The following is a 19,442-nucleotide window of genomic DNA, read 5'->3' on the forward strand; positions in this document are numbered from 1 at the left end:
GATTATTCGTATGGAATGATTCGGCTCTCGGATGAAACCGGAACGACTAGGCAATACTGCTTTTATTCTTAACATACGGGGGGTTCGATTGTTGAGCACTGTGGACAATAAGTTATCTATCGCAGCTCTTGGCGGGGTCAATGAGATCGGCAAAAACATGTACGTCATCCAGTATGGAGACGATATTGTCGTGGTCGATTGCGGCTCCAAATTTCCCGACGAAAGCTTGCTGGGTATTGATGTTATCATACCCGATATCACTTATTTGCTGGAAAATCAGGATAAAGTCAGAGCGTTAATCGTCACGCATGGCCATGAAGATCATATCGGAGGGATTCCCTATGTCCTTAAGCAGATGAACATGCCCATCTATGCGACAAGACTAACGCTCGGATTAATTGAAGGCAAACTAAGAGAGCACCGTCTGCTCGCTGAAGCGCAGTTAAATCAGATTCAATCTGATTCCAACATCGTTTTAGGAGCGATTAGCCTTAGTTTTTTCAGTACGAATCATAGCATTCCCGATTGTTTGGGAATCGCATTCCATACTCCCGAAGGCACTGTCGTACACACGGGCGATTTCAAATTCGATCTTACTCCTGTTAATGAGCAATATCCCGACATACATAAAATGGCCGACCTCGGCAGGAAAGGCGTACTCGCTCTTCTGTCCGAGAGCACGAATGCGGAACGCCCTGGTTTTACTCCGTCTGAACGTCTTGTAGGTGAACATATTGCGGAAGCATTCACGAAAGCTACGCAGAGGATTTTCCTATCCACCTTCGCTTCCAACGTCCATCGCTTGCAGCAGGTCATTGACGCTGCCCATCAAACGAATCGCAAGATCGCTCTTCTAGGTAGAAGCATGGTTAATGTCGTTAGCGTAGCTACAGAGCTTGGATATCTCCATATGCCCGACGAGATGTTGATTGATCCGGCTGAAGTGAACAAATTCCCTCCTCATGAGGTTGCCGTTCTATGTACCGGAAGCCAAGGAGAACCGATGGCTGCTTTATCCCGATTAGCTAGCTCCAATCATCGGCAGCTTGAAATCTTGCGCGGAGATACCGTTATTATTGCCGCTACTCCTATTCCAGGAAACGAACGCAACGTCGCGCGCATCGTGGACAATCTATATGAGCTTGGCGCTCGGGTCATCTATGGGGCAGGATCGGTAACGGGAATGCATGTGTCCGGACATGCGAGCCAAGAGGAATTAAAGCTGATGCTAACCTTAATGAAGCCGAAATATTTTATACCCGTTCACGGAGAGTATAGAATGCTGCACCAACACCGTTTGTTAGCAGAATCCGTCGGCGTAAGCCCGAATCACACGTTTATCGTCAAGAACGGAGACGTTGTGGACATCCAGAACCAGATTGCAGTGCAAACTCGGAAAATTCCGACCGGCATCACGCTCGTAGATGGACTTGGAATCGGAGATGTCGGCAACATCGTCTTGCGCGACCGCAAAGTTCTGTCGGAGGACGGAATATTAATTATCGTCATAACGATCAGCCGGGCCGAAGGCAAAATTATCTCCGGACCGGACACGATCTCGCGCGGCTTCGTCTATGTCCGCGAATCGGAAGGGTTGATCGAAGAGGTCAACCGAATGACCGTAGCCGCCGTCCAGAAATTGCTCGCGGATAATGTGAATCAATGGAACGTCTATAAACAATCCATCAAAGAATCGATCGGCAAATTCGTCTTCACCCATACGAAACGGCGGCCTATGATTCTGCCTATTATCATCCAAATTTAAGCGATTTAATCCGTTTTAACATCTCCGGAAGCGCTACGCCCACAATGACGAGTAGAACACCGGCCCATTGGAGCGCGCTCACGTGTTCATGAAGGACGATGGCTGACAGAAGTACGGCAACGGGCAATTCCGAAGCTCCGAGAATACCGGTCATTCCCTCTCCGATGTGAGGAACTCCGATCGCGAACAATACGGGAGGCAAGAAAGCTCCGAACAGTCCGAGCATCAGACCGAATAGGATCAGATCGCCCCACAGCTGTCCGTTGAACAGAAATTGCGGCGGAAACAAGAGGAAGACGATCAGCATTCCTCCCGTGATCATCCAAGCGCTGCGGTAAGAAGGATGTACAGTAGGTACCGCCTTGCCGCTTAGCCATATGAACATAGAGTAACTCACCGCCGCGGATAGCCCCAGCGCGACGCCGATCCAGTTAAATCTGGACATCCCCTGCTCGACGATTCCCGCGGCCAGCACGGTTCCTCCCAGCAGGACAACTAACGTGAACAACATTACCCCGTTAGGGCGGCGACGCTGAATAATAGAGTGGAGAAGAACGCCCATCCACGTAAACTGGAACAATAATAAGATCGCGAGCGAGTTCGGAATGTAACGAAGGGATTCGTAGTAGAGCAGCCCCGTAATGGATGATGGGGTTCCCGCAGCCATGAGGTACAACCGTTGCTTCCACGTCAGTCTAGATACTGATTCATCACTGCGTAGATCGGCCGCTCCTTTCTTACTCTTTTGCCTAAGTTTCGTAAACAGCACCAATCCCCACGCGAGTAGAAAGCCGATCAGCAACTGACTGCCCACAACTTCTCCTAATACGTAGCCCTTCCCATATGCTTTAACGACGATAGTCGATAAGATGCCATAACTGATCGCACCCAATAGTACGGATAACATATACTTCATAACTTCTAAGATGCCCCCTTGCCTATTCGTAAACGATAATAAAAACAAAAAAACTTCCCACTATGAACATGGGACAATGATCCCATATTCGTAGTAAGGAAGTTAAGGCTTCCCGTAGAAACCCCCACCCTGAATTCGTGAGGTTATACGAATGAATAACGATTATGAATGTTTCACAAAGCAACATGTTGAATCATACTGTGCATTCAAGCAATTGTCAATCCCGTTGTTCATTCCATCTAGAAATCTTCCGGCAACAATTTGCGTCCCATAAATCCTTCATGCCAGCCGTGATAGTGAGTGATCGACTCCTCGCCTTCCTTCCAGCACAGAAGAACTTCTTCCCCATCCAAATTCGCAGGGAAGTCGATAAGACCCGGGCTGATCATCTTCAACTGGACTCCTTTGCGCGCGAAGTTCTGAATAAGCATATCCGCTTCCATCCGCATGAAATCAATCCGGCTTTCCGCTTCGAAAAAGCCGTCTTTAACATGATTTATTTGCGTCTGTATAAGAATCAACTTCATTTTTTGCAATTCCAACTGCTCGTCTTCAATCCGGCTAGCCAGCTCCTGCAGCACGGCCAACTCAGCCTTGATTTGCGGTAGCAATTCCGTCGCTTCGCGAAGCGTAAATAACCTGTCTCCCACTGCTCACCTACTCCTTACTTAAGCGGAATGGCTTATGCATGCAGCCCTCTATTTTTTCGCCAATTGAATAATATCCTGTACTTCCAGCACGGACTTCGGATAGTCGGTATTCACGCTGTGGATCATCGCTCTGCCAAGCTCTTTAAGCGTAATTACGTGTTTTGGAAAAAGTCGCCTTAACGCGGGATATAACCAACTTAACGCCCGATAATATTTTTGCGTGTTTTTTGCCCCTTTTGTCGGATGCATGTACCCGGGACGGAACATAAAAGCCTTACGAAATGGAAGCTTGAGCAAATCGTTCTCCGTCTTGCCTTTCACTCTTGCCCACATGCTCTTCCCTAGCTCCGTGCTATCCGTCCCTGCTCCGGTCACGTAACAGAATACCATGTCCGGGTTTAACCTCGATAACAATTGCGCCACGCCGAGAGTAAGATCGTACGTCACTCTTCGATAAGCCTCTTCTTTCATGCCGACCGAGGATACACCTAGACAGAAATAACAAGCATTATAATTCGTTAACTGACTTTCTATAGCTGATAAATCATAGAATTGATCATGAATGATCTCCGTTAACTTGGGATGGGTTACGCCGCAAGGTTTACGGTTAATCGCCAACACCTGCTCGACTTCTGGATTTGCGAGGCATTCCAGAAGCACGCCTTCCCCAACCATGCCTGTAGCGCCAGTAACGATTGCACGAATTTTTCTCAGCTTAGAACCCCCCCGAATTAAAAACGATGATATCCTAACTATACCTAATTTACGAGGATTGATTCAAGACGGGGTCGCGCTTAATCGATCGGGATGCAGGCTTATGACGCCCCTCCCAGTTCACCAGGAAAATACCGATGCAGATAAGCGCCCCGCCCGCATAGACTTCCCAAGCTACTTTCTCGCCCAGGAGCAGCCAACTCGTAAGGACGCCGAATAACGGAACTAAGAACAGGAACGCGCTCGTCTTAGCCGGATCTCCTTTGCTCAGCAAGTAATACCATAACGTAAACTGAACGATTGAGCACATCAATATCAACCAGAGCAATACCAATACCGAAGCCGCGTTGAATTCAAATCGAGGATGCTCGGATATTGCGCTTAAGACGAATAAAGCAAGTCCGCCGAAAATCATTTGATAGGCCGCTAGTACCTTCATATCGTACTGAGGCCCCCAACGTTTAATGAGCAGCGTTGCCGAAGCAAAACAGATCGCGCCGCCAAAGCTAATATAAGTACCTGGCTGCAATCCCATATGAAAGCCTAGCGTGATGGCCACCCCGAGAATGCCAACCGCAACGCCAAGCCATTGCCGTCCTCGGTATACGACTCCGGTCAACAAAGTACCCATGATGATGACGAGAAGCGGGTTCGTAAAAATTAAGATTGACGATTCGCCGGATGTGATCCACCGCATGCTATAGTAACTGCAGCCCATCACGCCTGTTGATTGAAGCAACCCTATTGCCGCTATTTGAAACCATTGTTTCGTTCCCTCTGGACGGGGTTTCTTGGCGAGGATCAGCGCAAGTAAACCTCCTGCCAGAACGAACCTGATGCCCATTAACAAAAACGGAGGAGCATAATCCATGCCGATCTTGCCGACCGGGAATGCAACTCCCATCAAGAACGTCGTCAGTACGACGAGAAAAACATATTTCAATTTGGTCATCTATGCAGCCTCCGGGTGAATCCTAGTTGTATTAATCGGAATAGCTCTAGTCTATAGGAGGATGGCGTAAAAGTATAATGAAGCTTAAGGTTTCTTGCATTTGAACACCCAAGCGGGAGGGAAGTTCATCCATGTATACCCCATCTCCATGACCGGGAAAAAAGCTTCGAATTTGCATTGAAGCCGCAAAGTGTATTGGAGGGCGATGAACGTCCCATTGGCAGCCAAAGCATCATGTATAACGCGAAACAAATTCGCTTGCAACTCCAGCGGATAATTGGCGAACGGAAGTGCCGAGACGATAAGGTCGAATGGCTTCCCCGTTTCATAAACGACGTTCCCCAGCTTCAGCGCATCGTCTAGGACCTGGAGGCGCGGGAAACGGATCTTCAAATTATCCCTGAAGCGATCGTTTTTCTCGAACAGAAATAATCGGCTTGAAGCGCGACGTTCTCTTTCAATGTGCCGGGTAAACATGCCCTTTCCAGGACCTAGCTCGGCTATCTGTTCGATCTTATGCCATGGTACGGCCGGAGGAAGCATTTTGCGTACGAGAAATCCCGTGCTTGGGATGACATTCCCCACTTGGTCCGAGTGCTGTAGAAACTCGTTAAAGAAGATGGGCATCTTCATGAGACGTCCACCTTTTTGTCCAATAGATAATAACTTAAGGCAATGAACGCGACTACCAAGACGAATAAAGAAAAGACGGACGGAAGAGTCGCATAGATAACCGCGCTTACTAGCATGCCTGATGCTAAACTCAGGAACGTGACTAGAAGTGAGAGCTTTCTGATCCATTTACCTAACAGAATACTTAAGCTGCACAAAGAAATGATTCCAATCGCTGAGAGGACGAGCTTGCTTACGAAAAGCGCTTTTGACCAATCGAACGTCGTTAACGGCTCAGCTCGATATAACTGTCCATCGCTGAGTTCATACTGAAGCCATAAGCTCGCAAACGTGAGTATCAGGATGAGAACTGATTCCAATAGGATCGAAATATACTTCGCGAATAAAAGATGAGTTCTCAGTACGGGGAGCGTTAACAGCTGATAGATGGATTGATTCTTCCACTCTTCCCGCCAAGCCGTGAAACCATGCAAGAAAGGGATAAGCAACATCGCGACCAAGACAACGATGTTCAACGTCATTACGAATCCGAGCTGATCCGGGTACAAATCAGCTTGATACGTCACGATCATGATCAAGGCATTAAGAAACAATGTAGCACCGAGCGTGATCAAAGTCGTATTCCTTCGGTTGCGGAGCTCGGTCAGTAACAATCGTCTAAACGCGTGCAAGCTCATACGCCCCCTTCACGATTTCGAGCAGAGATTGATTACTTGCTTGTTTCAGCTTCTCGACGTTCCCATTCAGCAGCAGCTTGCCTTCATGGATAAATAAAACCTCATCCAGCATAATTTCTACTTCCGACACTTCATGCGTCGTGATTAGAATGGATTGGCCCTCTTCGACGAAATCTTCCACGATCGCCTGGGCGATCTGCTGCCTTGCGAAAGGATCGATCCCCGAAAACGGTTCATCCAGAAGCAAGTATTTCGCTTGCCGGCTTAATGCGAGTAATAGCTTCATCTTAGCCCGAGTTCCTTTGGATGCCTCGCAGATCAACGCACTCGGCTTTAACTCGAAGAAGTCAAGCAAGTGGCTTGCTTTGCTATCATCCCAGTCCCAGTAAATGTCCCTCATGTATTTCATAGCGTCGGACAGCTTCATCCAGGAATACCAAACATCGACGTCGGGCAGAAAGTTGATCATCGCTCTCGTCGTTAAGTTTGGTTGTTTACCATCGATCGTGATTTCTCCCTGATCCAAGCGCAGTAAACCAGCGATCGTTCGAAGCATCGTCGACTTGCCTGCGCCGTTCGTCCCTAGCAGACCTACGATTTGACCTTCTTCTGCGACGAACGAAAGATTATCCAATACCTTCTTCCGTCCAAAGGCTTTAACCGCGTGTTCGACTTTGATCATCAAGAGCTCCCCCTTGCCAAATAACGTCTAATTGCATCCAATATTTCCTCATCGGGTTTTCCGAACGACCTCAGCAATTCGACGCTCTGGCTGACCGCATGGTTCATCGCTTCTTCCCGGAGCGTATCCAATACGTATAGATCGTTGGTCATGAAGCTGCCTTGGCCTCTTGCCGTAACGATTAAATTCATGTCTTCCATTTCCCTGTACGCCCTTTGAATCGTATTCGGGTTCACGCCGAGCTCCTTCGCAAGCTCGCGTCTTGAGGGGATTTCCTGTCCCGGCCGATAGGTACCGTTAATGAACTTTATTTTGATGTCGTCTATGATTTGCGCGTATATCGGTTCCTTCTGGTTAAATTCCATGGCGACCTCCCTTACCGGTGCTTCATGACGTGATTCTAGTATTACTGTGTTAGTTAATTAATACAGTAACACGATTTTCAACCGGATGCAACGATGTTCTCCTCCACGAAAAATACCGTCAGTTCCCTGACGGTATCCCGATATCTTTCATTCCCGCTATAGCTTAACTGGCATTAACTGTTCATCGACATCATTATTGTCTTTTTTCTTAATTGCGAAATAGACGAAAGTCAGGATCAGGAATACGACCATATAAGCTAGCAAATAAGCAGTCTGATTCCACATTTCTCCGTAATCTCCGCTGTTTATGACGTCCCTGAAGCCTCGTATGCTATAGGTCATCGGGAGCCATGGGTTCATCGCCTTCGCCCAGCCCGGCAGCAGCTCAACGGGAAACGTGCCGGCGCTCGAGGCCAGCTGGAAGATCATAAGCAACAGTACGATGAACCGCCCCGGTAAGTCAAACCAAGTGACGATCGCTTGAACGATAAACATAAAGGTGAGTCCGACAATAACGGTGTATAGATAGAACAGCGGAATGCTCTGGACTTCCAATCCGAGGAAGAGCACGAGAATCGTGACCACGATTAGAGACTGAGCTACGCTGATTAACCCGAACGTTAAGAATTTGCAAACAAATAACGGGAAACCGTTCGCGTTGTCTACGACCGTGCTTCGAGCGGAGATGATCGTCGTGAATACGAGCGCTCCCGCAAACAAAGCCATCGATATAAAGTATGGAGCTATTCCGTTCCCGTACAGCTTAACCTTACGTTCCTCATTCGTCTTAATCGTCACGGGTTGGGCGAGCATCTGGATCATTTGATCGTTGGCTTGAATGGTTGACGTTTTCTGAGTCGCATCGCTTAGTTTGGTTGCTAGCTCCAGGGAGCCCTCCACAAGCTTAACGGACCCTTCGACTAGCGGAGCAACGCCATCATTCAATTGCGTGGCGCCGCTTGCGAGCTTGCCGATCCCATCGCCCATTTGTCCTAATCCGGAATGAAGCTGAACGGCCCCGTCGCTCACTTGGCTAGCTCCTTGAGACAGTTGGCCGGTGCTGCTTACGAGTCGGGCGAAGCTGGCATTAAATTGTTTCAAGCCAGCCGTCAGCTGTTTCTGTCCCCCTTCAAGTTCGTTGACCCCTTGGAGCAACCGGCTTTGCCCGTCGCTTAACGTTTGACTGCCAGCCAACAATTTCTGCTGGCCCGAATATAACGTTTGGCTGCCGGAAACGAGTTTTTTCTGCCCGCTCAGTAGGGATTTGGTTCCATTAGACAGCTCTTGGCTAGCGGCAAGCAGCTGTTTCATCTGAGTATCCGAAGCGAGATCCGCATTGTCGTCCATGATCTTCTTGATGCTGGCAGCGATCTGCGAGCTTCCTCCGGCCAGTTGTTCGATAGACGATACGGAGCTCTCTAGTCCATCTTTCAATTGCTTAGAGCCCGTTACCGTGCTTTGCAAGCCAGCCGTCAATTGATCTGCTCCGTCTTTGGAAGCTTGCACTCCCGCACGTAATGCCGATGGGGCTTGCTCTGCTTTCGATGCGCCTTCTTGCAGCTTCAGGCCAGCTGCCGACAGCTTCTGTGCCCCTGACGTAAGATCGGTTGCTCCGCTGCTGACCTTAGAAGCGCCATCGCGTACTCTTCCCGCGCCATCAACGAGTAAGCCGACTTTACTGCTGAGTTGCGTCCCGCCGCCTGCCAGCTCCGATAGGCTCCCCTTCACTTTAGTCATCCCATCCCGCACCTGAGCAGCCCCCGTATTTAATTGTGCCGCTCCCTCGCTTGCCGCGCTAAATCCGCTCGATAACGTTTCGAATTGCGAGTAAATGCTTCTAGAGTAGGCCTCCGTAAGATTGTGGGAAAGCTTCTCCTTTAACTCTTTTGTGGCGTTCTCGCTAATCTGTCCGGCAACGAAGTTATAGTAGCTGTTGGATTCGAAAATGATTTCCGCCTGCTTAGGGTGATCGCTAGACAGTGAAGCCACTTCTTGCGAGAAATTAGCCGGGATCGTGATCGTAGCGTAGTAACGATTGCCTTTCATCCCGGTGTTCGCTTCATCCTCGGTAACGAAACGCCAGTCGAAGCTGTGGTTATCTTTTAACTCGTTTACGAAATCTTGCCCGACGGTCATCGTTTTGCCTTCATAGTAACCGCCTTGATCCAAGTTAACGATCGCCACGGGAAGGTTGCTCAGTTGGCCGTACGGATCCCAAGTCCCTTTGATCAGGAACCCGCTGTATAAGATCGGAATAAAGGCAACCGCAACGAACGAAACGACTAGCATCGGGTGATGGATAAAATGGCTGAATGCCATCTTAAACACTTGAAAAGGGCGCATAAGGTACCTCCGATTGGATAACGAGTCGGTGGTAGTATGTAACAATTTCCTTCTTCCGATGCACGAAGAAGCCGACAACCGCATGACGCGATTGTCGGCCTCCCTATGATCAAATATCGAGGAGGATATCGTTTATTAGAATCCTGCGGCTGCTTTTTCCGCTTTCGCAATGCCTTCGGCAACGATAGCTTCGGCTTTGTCCGGCATTTGGTTATGACCTTCGACGATGATGTTCTCGAAGTTCGTCACGCCGAAGAACGACATGATATTACGGATGTAGTTGAAGGACATTTCCGCAGCAGCTGCAGGGCCTTCGGAATAAACGCCTCCGCGAGCGTTAAGCAATGCGATTTTTTTGTCCGGAATCAGACCAACAGGGCCTTCTGCTGTGTATTGGAACGTTTTGCCGGCTTCGTAGATATAATCGATATAGGTGTGAAGAACGGCAGGGATTGTCAGGTTCCACAGCGGGAATCCGAATACGACTTTGTCTGCAGCCAAAAATTGCTCGAGATATTTGCTTTTTACTGCAACAGCAGCTTGCTCTTCAGGAGTCAGATCATAACCGCGGGCTGCTTTGAAGCTGCCGTTGATCATATTCGCGTTCAGGTAAGGCAATGTTTCTTGGAAAAGGTCGAGCTCGACAACCGTATCTTCAGGATGGCTTTTTTTGTAGCTATCCAAGAACGCTTGATATAACTTTACGCTAACGGCTTGCTCAATTGCGCGATCATTTGCTTTAACGAACAGTACGGTACTCATATTGTAAAACCTCCACTTTTTTTATTTAGTTAGTAACTTAAAGTAACTACCATTACTATATACAGTTTTCTCAGTGTTCACATCGGTAATTAGGCCGAAATCCGCGCACAAAAAAATCCGCCATAGGCGGAGGACTAGTCTTACGACTTATGGCTTAGGTGATAAGAGAAGAAAATGGCTACTCGTTCGCATGGAACAGTTGTACCGCGAATAAGGCGGCTTGGGTGCGGTCGGTTAAATTCAACTTGCTTAGTATGCTGCTTACGTGCGTTTTCACCGTTTTCTCCGCGACGACAAGAATTTGCGCGATTTCTTTGTTGCTTAACCCTTTCGTCAACTGCTCCAGCACTTCTAACTCTCTAGGCGTTAACAACTCCAATGCCTCTTTGCCGGCTACTCTCTTAGGTTCAATAGGAAACGGCGATAACTGGGACAGTAGCGCGTTCGAAATGTCTGGATGGAGCTGGATGTTGCCTTTATAGGCGCTGCGGATCGCCTCGACGAGCTGATCCGGTTCCACTTCCTTCAGCATGTAGCCGATGGCTCCGGCCTGCAACGCCGGAACGATATGACTGCGGTCCGAGAAGCTCGTTAGTACGAGAACCTTCACGTCCGGGTACTGCTGCTTAATTAAACGGCTAGCCTCGATCCCATCCATTATGGGCATATTCAAATCCATCAAGACGATATCCGGCTGCAGTTCACCGGCCAGCTCGACCGCCTCTTGCCCATTATGGGCTTCGCCGACAATTTCGAAATCGGGCTGCATAGCCAGGAAGAACGATATTCCCTTGAGCACGATTTGATGGTCATCCGCTAACAATAATTTGATTTTCACCGTTCATCCTACTCCTCGTGCTGTTTATGTTCTATGTTAGGCATCGGAATCGTTACTTTGACCGTTGAAGCTTTACCTTTGCCGCTTGTAATCGTAATCTCGCCGCCTAGCGCTTCCGCTCTCTCTCTCATGGACATCATTCCCATTGTCAGCTTACCTGCTTTCCTCTCGGTTGTAAATCCGGAACCCCGATCCGTGATTTCCAGGCTGGTTTCCTTCTCCGATTTGACCAGGCGGATGTAAGCGACATTCGTTCCTGCGTGTTTCTTCACGTTGTTAAGAGCTTCCTGTCCGATCCGCCAGAACGCTTCCTCAACGGCTCGCGGCAACTCCATCACACCTTCAGCCTGCTCGTACACGGTCAAATCCAGTCTTTGGCCGTATTGCTTAAGCGCGGGTAACAAGCCATTCTCCAAGCCGGCCGGACGAAGCTGCCAGATCAACGCTCTCATTTCCTTCAACACTTCCCGAGATAGCTGTCCGATTTCCTTCAAAGACTGAGCGATAACAGCGTCCTTGCCGTCCAACACCGACTCTGCCCCTTTAGCCATAAAAGAAAGAGAGAACATCTTCTGAATGACGGAATCATGCAGATCGCGAGCCATCCGGTTCCGTTCCTCCAACAAAGCAAGCTCGCTCCGTTGTTCGTAAATCCGTAAATTTTCGATGCTTAGCGTGAAATGATCGCCGAGAGAATACATAAAGTCTTCGTGATACTCATCGAAATGTTTGTTGTTGGGACTATTGATCAGAAGCACGCCGAAAGGGCAGCCTCTAACCCGTAGCGGAATGGCTGCTGCGGAGCCTATGGGAGGAATGCCGATCATCGAACGGATCTCGTCGCATTGTCCTTTCTCAGAACATGACTCGATGACTAGACGGTTGTGGAGATACGCGGTACTAACGAGACCCGCTTGATCCATCGCCAGAGACTGCCACATCTCGTCCACCTGATTGTCCTTATACTGCGCGCGAAGCGACAGCCCATGTTGGTTTTGTATGAATAAAGAAACATAGGGCCAATTAAACGTGTCGCCGATGATGCGAACGGCTTTGACGGGCAGCAACTTCATATCCGGGATGAGGTTGATTTGTTGAATGACATCGCCTAACTTGGCGTACAAGATCGCATTTCGTTCCTGCGCTTGATAGAGGCGTATTCGTTTGATCGCCGTACCAATCTGCAAAGCAACCGCCTGCAGCAAAGCTAGCTCGTCCTCGGAGAACCATTCCTTCCCCGCCGTTGCCACGTTTAACAGTCCAAACCGCTCATGTCCAGCTTTAAGAGGCACGGTCGCGTGGTGCGTAATTCCTTCCGTATCTCCGATCTTGTGGACGATAGCATATGTAATTCGCTTACATTCAATGATGTTGATGGCGTGTTCAAGCTTATTTTGGCGATAACTCTGAATACAGGAACAATCCTCGCCGCACATCAGCGCATAGTTACCCGCCGTCAATGCGGAAGGAAGATTTTGCGAAGCCGCGCATTCGTTGCCCGGTTGGTCATTGAGGAGAAAGATCCAGCCCGTCGTGAAGCCCGTAACTTGCAGCAGCTTCTTCAGCACATCGTCGAGCATAGGATCCAATTCATTGGTCGTGTTCAGCATTTCCGCGATTTCTTTGAGCGCTAGCAGCTCGTTAGCACGAATTTCCCGTGGCATCTTTCTCCTCCTATTTCACCATTTTCTCTCCTCATTCTGAACTTGATTCACTCCTGAGGCAACTCCTTCTTTTAATCGCAGCCTCTCGAACAAAGATGGACGCGTAAAAACCGCCTATCGGAGTAAATCATCCAATAGGCGACATGACTACTTTAACTTTACGTTGGCCTTAATCAGTGCTGTAAAAGCTGAACACTCACTTGATTTCCGTTTAAATGCTGTTCGAACATATCGATAATCGATAGAAATCTCTCCGCTTCGCGGAAAACGTGATCTGCAAGCAAAGGATGAATGATGCTCTTAATTCGACAAGCGTTAATGAGATCGCGGGCCGTTTGCTTGAAATCGCGCAATGATTTGACGGATACTCTATTCTCATCCAAGAACTGATCTAGAAGCGGAACCGTCTGGGATTGCGGGCTCATGCTCTCCAGATCCTTTGCTTGGAATAACAGCTGGTCAAAATCATGGCTGAAGTCTCTAGCTTGTTCAACGAGTTGCCGCTCCGATGGATCGAGGAGATGGCTAATAAATTTCGCGTGATCGGCCATAATGCGCAAGAAAAACACATTTTCATGGATGATCGCATCAGGCAGCGACTCCAGTTTTCCTGAATTCAGTTCCTCCAGCCGATTTCTGAAGTAAAAGGCTTCCCTGCTTGTGTGGTCTACCAGCAATGGAAAGTTATTTGCTCCGGGAAGTTGGCAGCGCAGAATCAATCCCAATACTTTTCTCTTGAAAGCCCAAATATGGGACACCGCGTTGTGAACTTCTGAATTAAAGCGCTGGATGCTTCGTGGATCCGTCTCCGTCGTAAACGCATTTGCTTTGTTCTCAATGCCTTCAAATAGGGCATAAAATTGATTAGCCTCATTAATTAACTGCGTATCCTCGCATCGAAATCCTAGCATTAGGAATAAAGAATGCTCTTTCATGATACGCGACCAGAATCTGACTTCATCCAACGACCTTGCTACAAATTCAATGGACACACCGTTTCCCCTCTCGTCGTATCTTCTCATGCACAACTTATGTGCGAAGATACGAATGGGTGTGTGCCCATTGATGGGTAATTTTACGCTTACCTACGCTACGGTTCGATAAGGTGAACGTCTTTGTCCGCAGGCACTTCTTCCGGAAGCCGTTTCGAAGCGCTCGGAACCCCTCGCGGTTTGTTCTTGATTTCTTCTGTGGAATACAAGGAAATGGTGATTTGACCTCCGTATACGACTGCCCTAACCAAAACGGGATATTCATACTTGTTCTGAAATACAAAATCCGGGCCGTACCAACTTACGGTTGCATCACGTCCCGGCGGGACGTAGGGAACACGCCGACTATGGGAGTATCGTTGAACGATTTGAAGACCTGCCCGGTCCGCTGCATTGAACAGCGTTGAAGATATTTGACAGATCCCGCCTCCGATTCCTTCGGACACTTCTCCCCGCACGATTACTTTGGCTCGTTGATAACCTTTCTGGACGGAACGCTCTCCTACGACCTGGTTAAATGAAAAAGTTTCCCCCGGAAACACATATTGGTTGTTAATGGCTTTGGCCGCAAGTCTTATATTGTTCGAACGGTTCTTATTGTTTGAATTAAAATACGTCGAGTATTGGCCGATCATCTTCTCTCTTATGGAGTCTAACAGCTCACTGTCCACTTTCGGATGAATTAATCGCTGCGGCGCTTGAATGTGGGAAGGAGTACCCTCGACGATGAAACTGAATATCCGATCAACGAATTTATTCCGATCAAGTTCGCTGCCCATCTGCTCCGGAGTGATTCTTCCCCGTTCATCTAATCCCGCGTTAACGGGCGGCTGATAAACTTTTCTTTGAACCTCCTCCGTAAGTTTTTGCAGCTTATCTTCGTATACGAAAGGCAAGCTTTGATGGGGAACTATATATTCGGAACGCTTTATTTTAACAATGGGATGATCTAGCTCCCCGACGATTAAGTGATCCGGTAGATAAGCTTGTTGCAGGAGCAAGCTCACGCTGACGATCCAATGAAATCCCAAGCCAGTTTACCTCCTATACATCATGATTTACTCGGACAACCTATCGGCATAGATATCTGGCTCGCTTCTTCTCCTTGCTCGACGAGCATGTTAATCGGCACTTCTTGTTCCTGTTCGGGTTGATCTAAAGGGTATATTCTGGCGGTATCATTTTCTTCGTCTACGCGTTGAATGTAAACAGGCTTTTCTCCATAAATCACGTTAGCCATTACGGGTGATGCGGCGATCTCCGCAGCTCTTTGTTTGTTCATGGGAACATACCTCCTATAAGGTTGGATCATCTTCTACATACCCTTCATAATGTCCCCCAGCCCCTTACATAATTATTTGTCCCCTTGTCGAGAATAAAATAAAGGGAAAGGAGGGATGATGATGTCCCGTACGGTCAAATGTACAATAATATTGATGGCACTCACGATTTTCTTTCTCGTAACCGAGCATCGTTTTCCTGCATTAGCATCCGCTGCGTCGCCCGCAGACAAAATCACGATGAGCGTAAGATCCAGTTCAGCCTCCCAAATGTACAGTACTCTGGAGATCATTGACCCTAAACTGACGAAAGCTTTACTTCAAGCAAAAAAGGAAGCCCTCGACGAGGCTCCCTTCTATTCGGATATAGCAGTGAATATCACGCATGGACAGTTACAAACCTATTATCGTCTAGATCGCGCCGGGCACTTCTGGGAAACATCCGAGCAGTCCGTCCCGCGAAAGCTTGTATTATCCACCTCTCTAAACCAACGATTACGGAACTATGCGGTAGCGCTGCGTGCGAATCATTACGGAAAATTATTGAGCTGGGAACAGGCCCGGAATATCGTGCAACGCAAGAGCATCTTCACCCTAACGGATTTGGAAACCGGCCTTTCCTTCAAAGTTCAACGCCGAGCAGGCAGCCAACACGCGGACGTGCAGCCGATATCGAAAGAAGATTCCAAAATCATGCATCAAATCTATAACGGTCAATGGAGTTGGAAGCGTAAAGCGATCCTTGTCCAATCGGGACGAAATCGACTCGCCGCATCGATGAACGGCATGCCCCATGGCGGGGACGGCATACCGGATAACGGCTTCTCCGGCCATTTCTGCGTCCATTTCCAAGAAAGCACCTCGCATCGTTCCACAATTCCCGATCCAGCGCATCAACTCATGGTATACAAAGCCGCCGGACAATTAGACGACTATTTCAAAGCCGCTTCACCGCTTCTTCTAACATTAAGCTTCGTGGAAGCAATGAATCAGCAGGATGCCGATATGCTACGGCAACTAATGGAACGAATGCCTCATGACAGACAGGACGGTTTCTTTGCTCAATTATCATCGCTGAAGTTCATTCAAATCCGGCAATCGAAAAAACAGCCCCTTCAGCCCACTATCGATAAGGACGCAGTCACCGCCGAGTTCAGAGTGCCGATCAAGATGGGGCAGACGGGTCAAGCGGATCGAAACACCCATTACTCGTTCAGCTTCATGAGAGATAATCCGCAATCTCCATGGCAGATCATAGATATTGTTGCATCTGGAAAATCGGCAAATCATTCGAGCTTAATGCCATAGATCTTGCCTCCGCGCGAGGCTACTACGGCGTAATTGTTAAATACCGCCGGGGAGGCTTCGATATTCGTTCCGATATTCAAGCATCCCACTTCTAGTCCGTTGCTAGCCGAGATAACGGAAATCTTACCTACGGAATCCGCTTGAATAAGATAAGCTTTACCTGATTGATCGTAAACGTCGACCGGAGACGACCAAGCGTAGTTTTTCATCGGAAGTCTCCATGCTTCTTTTCCAGTAGATTTATTTAATGCGACCATCAGCCCCCCACTGAAAGTACCGAACCTCGCTATCGTGAAGATCACTAGATTGGATATTTCCTGTTTCCCAAGTACAGGAGTCGCCAGCAAGCCGCCGTTGACCGGATGCGCTCCGAGCAGGGAGAAGCTCTTATATTGGTTCTGCCACACCACTTCGCCGGTTAGTCCGTTTATTTTACGAATATACGAGTTTCCCGTTGTCCCTTGCTTGTCCACCTCGGTTCCGGTGTACAAATAAGGCACACCGCCCTCTGTTTCCAGCACGATCGTGGCATCGGTATCGTCAACCGGAGGAAGCGCCCACTCAGAGGTATACGTCGTTAAGTTCAAAGCTTGCACGCTGCCGCCGTTATCCGCGAAAAAAGCCAGATTGCCATGAATGGCGAGCGAGTTTTCGATTCCTTGATAAGAATTACCGGCAATCTTGTAACGGTATTTGCTAATAATCGGGTTGATCGTAATCGTTTTCTCTGACGGTTTGAAGACCGTGTTTAGTTTAAGATAATAGACAAGCCCATTTTCCCCGCCCACGATTAGCGAATCGTCCTCCCGGTTAAACATCGCCGAGCTATCGAAAGCGCCCCATGTCCGATAAGCGAATGGATCCTTGCCTGACACGTGAAGCAGAAGCTTCTGATCGGTTAGGCTGAATAAATTAAAGCCGATCGTTCCCTTCTCGGGAATACCTTCCCCAACGTAGAGCAACGGATACCCACGAGCATCCACCGAGACGCTCCCCTTAATCGGATTGCCGATCTTGATCGGGTTACGCGTCTCTTCGCCGGTCTCTAGATCCAGGAAGTAAACATATCCATCCAGCGAAGCATAGATTACTTCCGTAAAATCGGGTTTGGATAGAAACTTCGCCTTCACGTTCATCGTCTTAAGAACTTCCGGCGCCCACCTAACGATGGCCGGTTGTCCAGTCCAGCCTGCTCCGCCACCCCATGAGCTCGACTTCGTTTTTTTCTCCCATACGATCTTCGGCCGAAACTGCTTCATGTCCGTCGTCCCATAAGAGGGCGCGCTACGCTCTTGATTGCCGCGGAAGGTCAATATCCCTTCGACATCCGTATATTGTGCCGGGAAATTTTGCGAAGGCTTAGGCTTTTCATTCCATTGCGAGGAGTATTGACTTCCTGCTTGTGCGATTCCTTGGTACAGACAGATGAGGATTAGGGCTAGGATCAAAGTCTTTTTCCCTCGGGACATCTCTATTTATTCCCTCCAACGGTTCGAATAAATAGATTGTACCCGCCACTCTACGAGAAGCTTGTCAAACGATCAGCGAGTAATTCAGGAGGATTTGTCATAATACCCGACATTGAATCGGATCAAGGAGCACCTATTAAAAAATACCGCCTCGCGGCGGTATTTCTTGTCGTATGCGGCTTTCTTATTTCAGCATTATCGTTTTATTCGCTCTTATTTGCGGGTGGTCAGGCATATCATTAACGGACACGACGGCATCCGTCTTCTTCTTCGGTTTCACCCAATACTTCTCATTGCCTGGCAAATCGTCGAACCATGCGGCTTCGTCCGGACAATCGAGCGTCATGAAACGTCCGTAATGACCGTCCCGAGATTGATGATATTTTAAATAAGCTTTCCCGTTCTCAATGGCAAGAATTTCAATCTTGCCCGACGTATGGCTCATCGATAACCGCACTCGTTTACCAAGACCGGAAGTCCGGGCTTTGGCTTTCTCAACGATGTCATATACTTCGGCTAGTGGCAGAACGAAATCCCCATTGCCTGCTACAGGCCTGTTAATGAAAAAATAATAAGGCGTGACCCCTGCACAAGAGAGCTTGTCTAACAATTCACCGAGCACATTGGGATCATCGTTGATCCCTCGCAATATCGGGGTTTGGTTTACGACTATCGCTCCCGCATCGTGCAATGCTTGAAACCCTTGAATGGCTTCCTTCGTAATCTCTCTAGGATGATTGATGTGCGCCATGACATAGATTCTCTTCTTAGCGCTGGAGAATTCGCGTATCGCTTCCAGCAAATGTTCGTCTTCGTAGATTCGCATCGGATTGAATACCGGAATCTTCGAGCCTAGCCTGATAATCTGAACGTGATCGATTTCTCTTAATCTATGCAAGATTGCGCGCAGTTTCGCGGTGGCGAGAATCAAGCTGTCCCCTCCGGTCAGCAGTACGTTGCTGATTTCCGGATGATCGGCGATGTATTGCAAGCCCGGTTCAATATCCGAGGTCGCTTCCTTGACGTCATTACGAAATAACCGTTTGCGGAAGCAATACCGGCAGTAAGCTCCGCATACCTCCGACACGATAAGCAACGCGGTAGACGAGTACTTATGCTGGCACCCCTTCACCACGTAGTTCGTGTCTTCGTCCGAAGCATCCCATCTGCCATACTCTCGCAATTCGCCCTCATTGGGAATGACGAGCTTGCGAATGGGATCATCGGGGTCATTCCAATCGATCAAGTTCAAGTAATAGTCATTCACGCGAAATACGAACTTCTGAGTGATTTGATTCAGTTTCTCACGTTGTTGCTCGGGGATGTGAGTGATTTTTCCGATATCGGTAATATACTTGGGTTGCGGCATTGCTTTATTCCTCCTCAACGTATATTCGGTCGAATTCGAGAACGAATCCTTTCCAAGCCCCTG

The 19,442-nt window shown here is 48.4% G+C and carries 19 protein-coding genes and 1 riboswitch; of the genes, 2 read left to right on the forward strand and 17 right to left on the reverse strand.

Annotated features, from left to right (window positions below):
• Positions 1–91: 91 nt before the first annotated feature.
• A complete protein-coding gene (locus L3D05_RS13720; RefSeq protein WP_239616653.1) occupies positions 92–1,765 on the forward strand; it encodes a ribonuclease J in 1,674 nt (557 codons plus the stop codon).
• Here L3D05_RS13720 and L3D05_RS13725 read toward each other — a convergent pair.
• The 15 genes from L3D05_RS13725 to L3D05_RS13795 form a co-directional block, all read right to left on the reverse strand.
• Positions 1,752–2,681, reverse strand: a complete 930-nt coding sequence (locus tag L3D05_RS13725) for an EamA family transporter (protein WP_239616655.1) — start codon at positions 2,679–2,681, stop codon at positions 1,752–1,754. The genes L3D05_RS13720 and L3D05_RS13725 overlap by 14 nt on opposite strands.
• Before the next feature lie 71 nt (positions 2,682–2,752).
• Positions 2,753–2,852, reverse strand: a riboswitch (purine riboswitch).
• 68 nt (positions 2,853–2,920) lie between these two features.
• Entirely contained in the window at positions 2,921–3,331 is a 411-nt protein-coding gene (locus L3D05_RS13730) for a DUF2203 domain-containing protein (RefSeq protein ID WP_239616656.1), read from the reverse strand.
• 48 nt (positions 3,332–3,379) lie between these two features.
• On the reverse strand, positions 3,380–4,006 hold the full coding sequence (locus L3D05_RS13735) for a Rossmann-fold NAD(P)-binding domain-containing protein (RefSeq protein WP_239616658.1): 627 nt from the start codon (positions 4,004–4,006) through the stop codon (positions 3,380–3,382).
• Between the two features lie 88 nt (positions 4,007–4,094).
• On the reverse strand, positions 4,095–4,997 hold the full coding sequence (locus tag L3D05_RS13740; protein ID WP_239616659.1) for a DMT family transporter: 903 nt from the start codon (positions 4,995–4,997) through the stop codon (positions 4,095–4,097).
• 84 nt (positions 4,998–5,081) lie between these two features.
• Complete coding sequence (locus L3D05_RS13745) at positions 5,082–5,630, reverse strand: class I SAM-dependent methyltransferase (RefSeq protein ID WP_239616661.1); 549 nt, start codon at positions 5,628–5,630, stop codon at positions 5,082–5,084.
• Complete coding sequence (locus tag L3D05_RS13750; protein ID WP_239616663.1) at positions 5,627–6,301, reverse strand: ABC transporter permease; 675 nt, start codon at positions 6,299–6,301, stop codon at positions 5,627–5,629. The genes L3D05_RS13745 and L3D05_RS13750 overlap by 4 nt, the downstream gene beginning before the upstream one ends.
• Positions 6,288–6,989 (reverse strand): ABC transporter ATP-binding protein, encoded by a 702-nt coding sequence (locus L3D05_RS13755; RefSeq protein ID WP_239616665.1) that lies wholly within the window; start codon positions 6,987–6,989, stop codon positions 6,288–6,290. Before L3D05_RS13755 ends, L3D05_RS13750 begins: the two co-directional genes overlap by 14 nt.
• Entirely contained in the window at positions 6,989–7,354 is a 366-nt protein-coding gene (locus tag L3D05_RS13760; protein ID WP_239616666.1) for a GntR family transcriptional regulator, read from the reverse strand. The genes L3D05_RS13755 and L3D05_RS13760 overlap by 1 nt, the downstream gene beginning before the upstream one ends.
• A gap of 156 nt (positions 7,355–7,510) precedes the next feature.
• Positions 7,511–9,697, reverse strand: a complete 2,187-nt coding sequence (locus L3D05_RS13765) for a YhgE/Pip domain-containing protein (RefSeq protein ID WP_239616668.1) — start codon at positions 9,695–9,697, stop codon at positions 7,511–7,513.
• A gap of 135 nt (positions 9,698–9,832) precedes the next feature.
• Positions 9,833–10,459 carry an FMN-dependent NADH-azoreductase gene (locus tag L3D05_RS13770; protein ID WP_239616670.1) on the reverse strand — a complete coding sequence of 209 codons (627 nt, stop codon included), beginning with the start codon at positions 10,457–10,459 and terminating at the stop codon, positions 9,833–9,835.
• Positions 10,460–10,637: 178 nt separating this feature from the next.
• Entirely contained in the window at positions 10,638–11,297 is a 660-nt protein-coding gene (locus L3D05_RS13775; RefSeq protein ID WP_239616672.1) for a response regulator, read from the reverse strand.
• A gap of 8 nt (positions 11,298–11,305) precedes the next feature.
• A complete protein-coding gene (locus L3D05_RS13780; protein ID WP_239616674.1) occupies positions 11,306–12,961 on the reverse strand; it encodes a GAF domain-containing sensor histidine kinase in 1,656 nt (551 codons plus the stop codon).
• 173 nt (positions 12,962–13,134) lie between these two features.
• The gene (locus tag L3D05_RS13785) at positions 13,135–13,953 is read right to left on the reverse strand and encodes a DUF2935 domain-containing protein (RefSeq protein WP_239616675.1); all 819 of its coding nucleotides are present in this window, start codon (positions 13,951–13,953) and stop codon (positions 13,135–13,137) included.
• 98 nt (positions 13,954–14,051) lie between these two features.
• A complete protein-coding gene (locus L3D05_RS13790; protein ID WP_239616676.1) occupies positions 14,052–14,984 on the reverse strand; it encodes a VanW family protein in 933 nt (310 codons plus the stop codon).
• A gap of 20 nt (positions 14,985–15,004) precedes the next feature.
• Complete coding sequence (locus tag L3D05_RS13795; protein ID WP_239616678.1) at positions 15,005–15,235, reverse strand: small acid-soluble spore protein H; 231 nt, start codon at positions 15,233–15,235, stop codon at positions 15,005–15,007.
• Between the two features lie 121 nt (positions 15,236–15,356).
• Here L3D05_RS13795 and L3D05_RS13800 point away from each other — a divergent pair, with 121 nt between their 5' ends.
• The gene (locus L3D05_RS13800; protein ID WP_239616679.1) at positions 15,357–16,541 is read left to right on the forward strand and encodes a hypothetical protein; all 1,185 of its coding nucleotides are present in this window, start codon (positions 15,357–15,359) and stop codon (positions 16,539–16,541) included.
• Here the strand turns inward: L3D05_RS13800 and L3D05_RS13805 are convergent.
• Together L3D05_RS13805 and L3D05_RS13810 are read right to left on the reverse strand one after the other, a co-directional pair.
• Entirely contained in the window at positions 16,520–18,010 is a 1,491-nt protein-coding gene (locus L3D05_RS13805; protein ID WP_239616681.1) for a PQQ-binding-like beta-propeller repeat protein, read from the reverse strand. The genes L3D05_RS13800 and L3D05_RS13805 overlap by 22 nt on opposite strands.
• A 184-nt stretch (positions 18,011–18,194) precedes the next feature.
• The gene (locus L3D05_RS13810) at positions 18,195–19,379 is read right to left on the reverse strand and encodes a KamA family radical SAM protein (protein ID WP_239616682.1); all 1,185 of its coding nucleotides are present in this window, start codon (positions 19,377–19,379) and stop codon (positions 18,195–18,197) included.
• Between the last annotated feature and the right edge of the window lie 63 nt (positions 19,380–19,442).

The organism is Cohnella mopanensis, assembly GCF_022352055.1.
GTDB classification, from domain to species: Bacteria; Bacillota; Bacilli; order Paenibacillales; family Paenibacillaceae; genus Cohnella; species Cohnella mopanensis.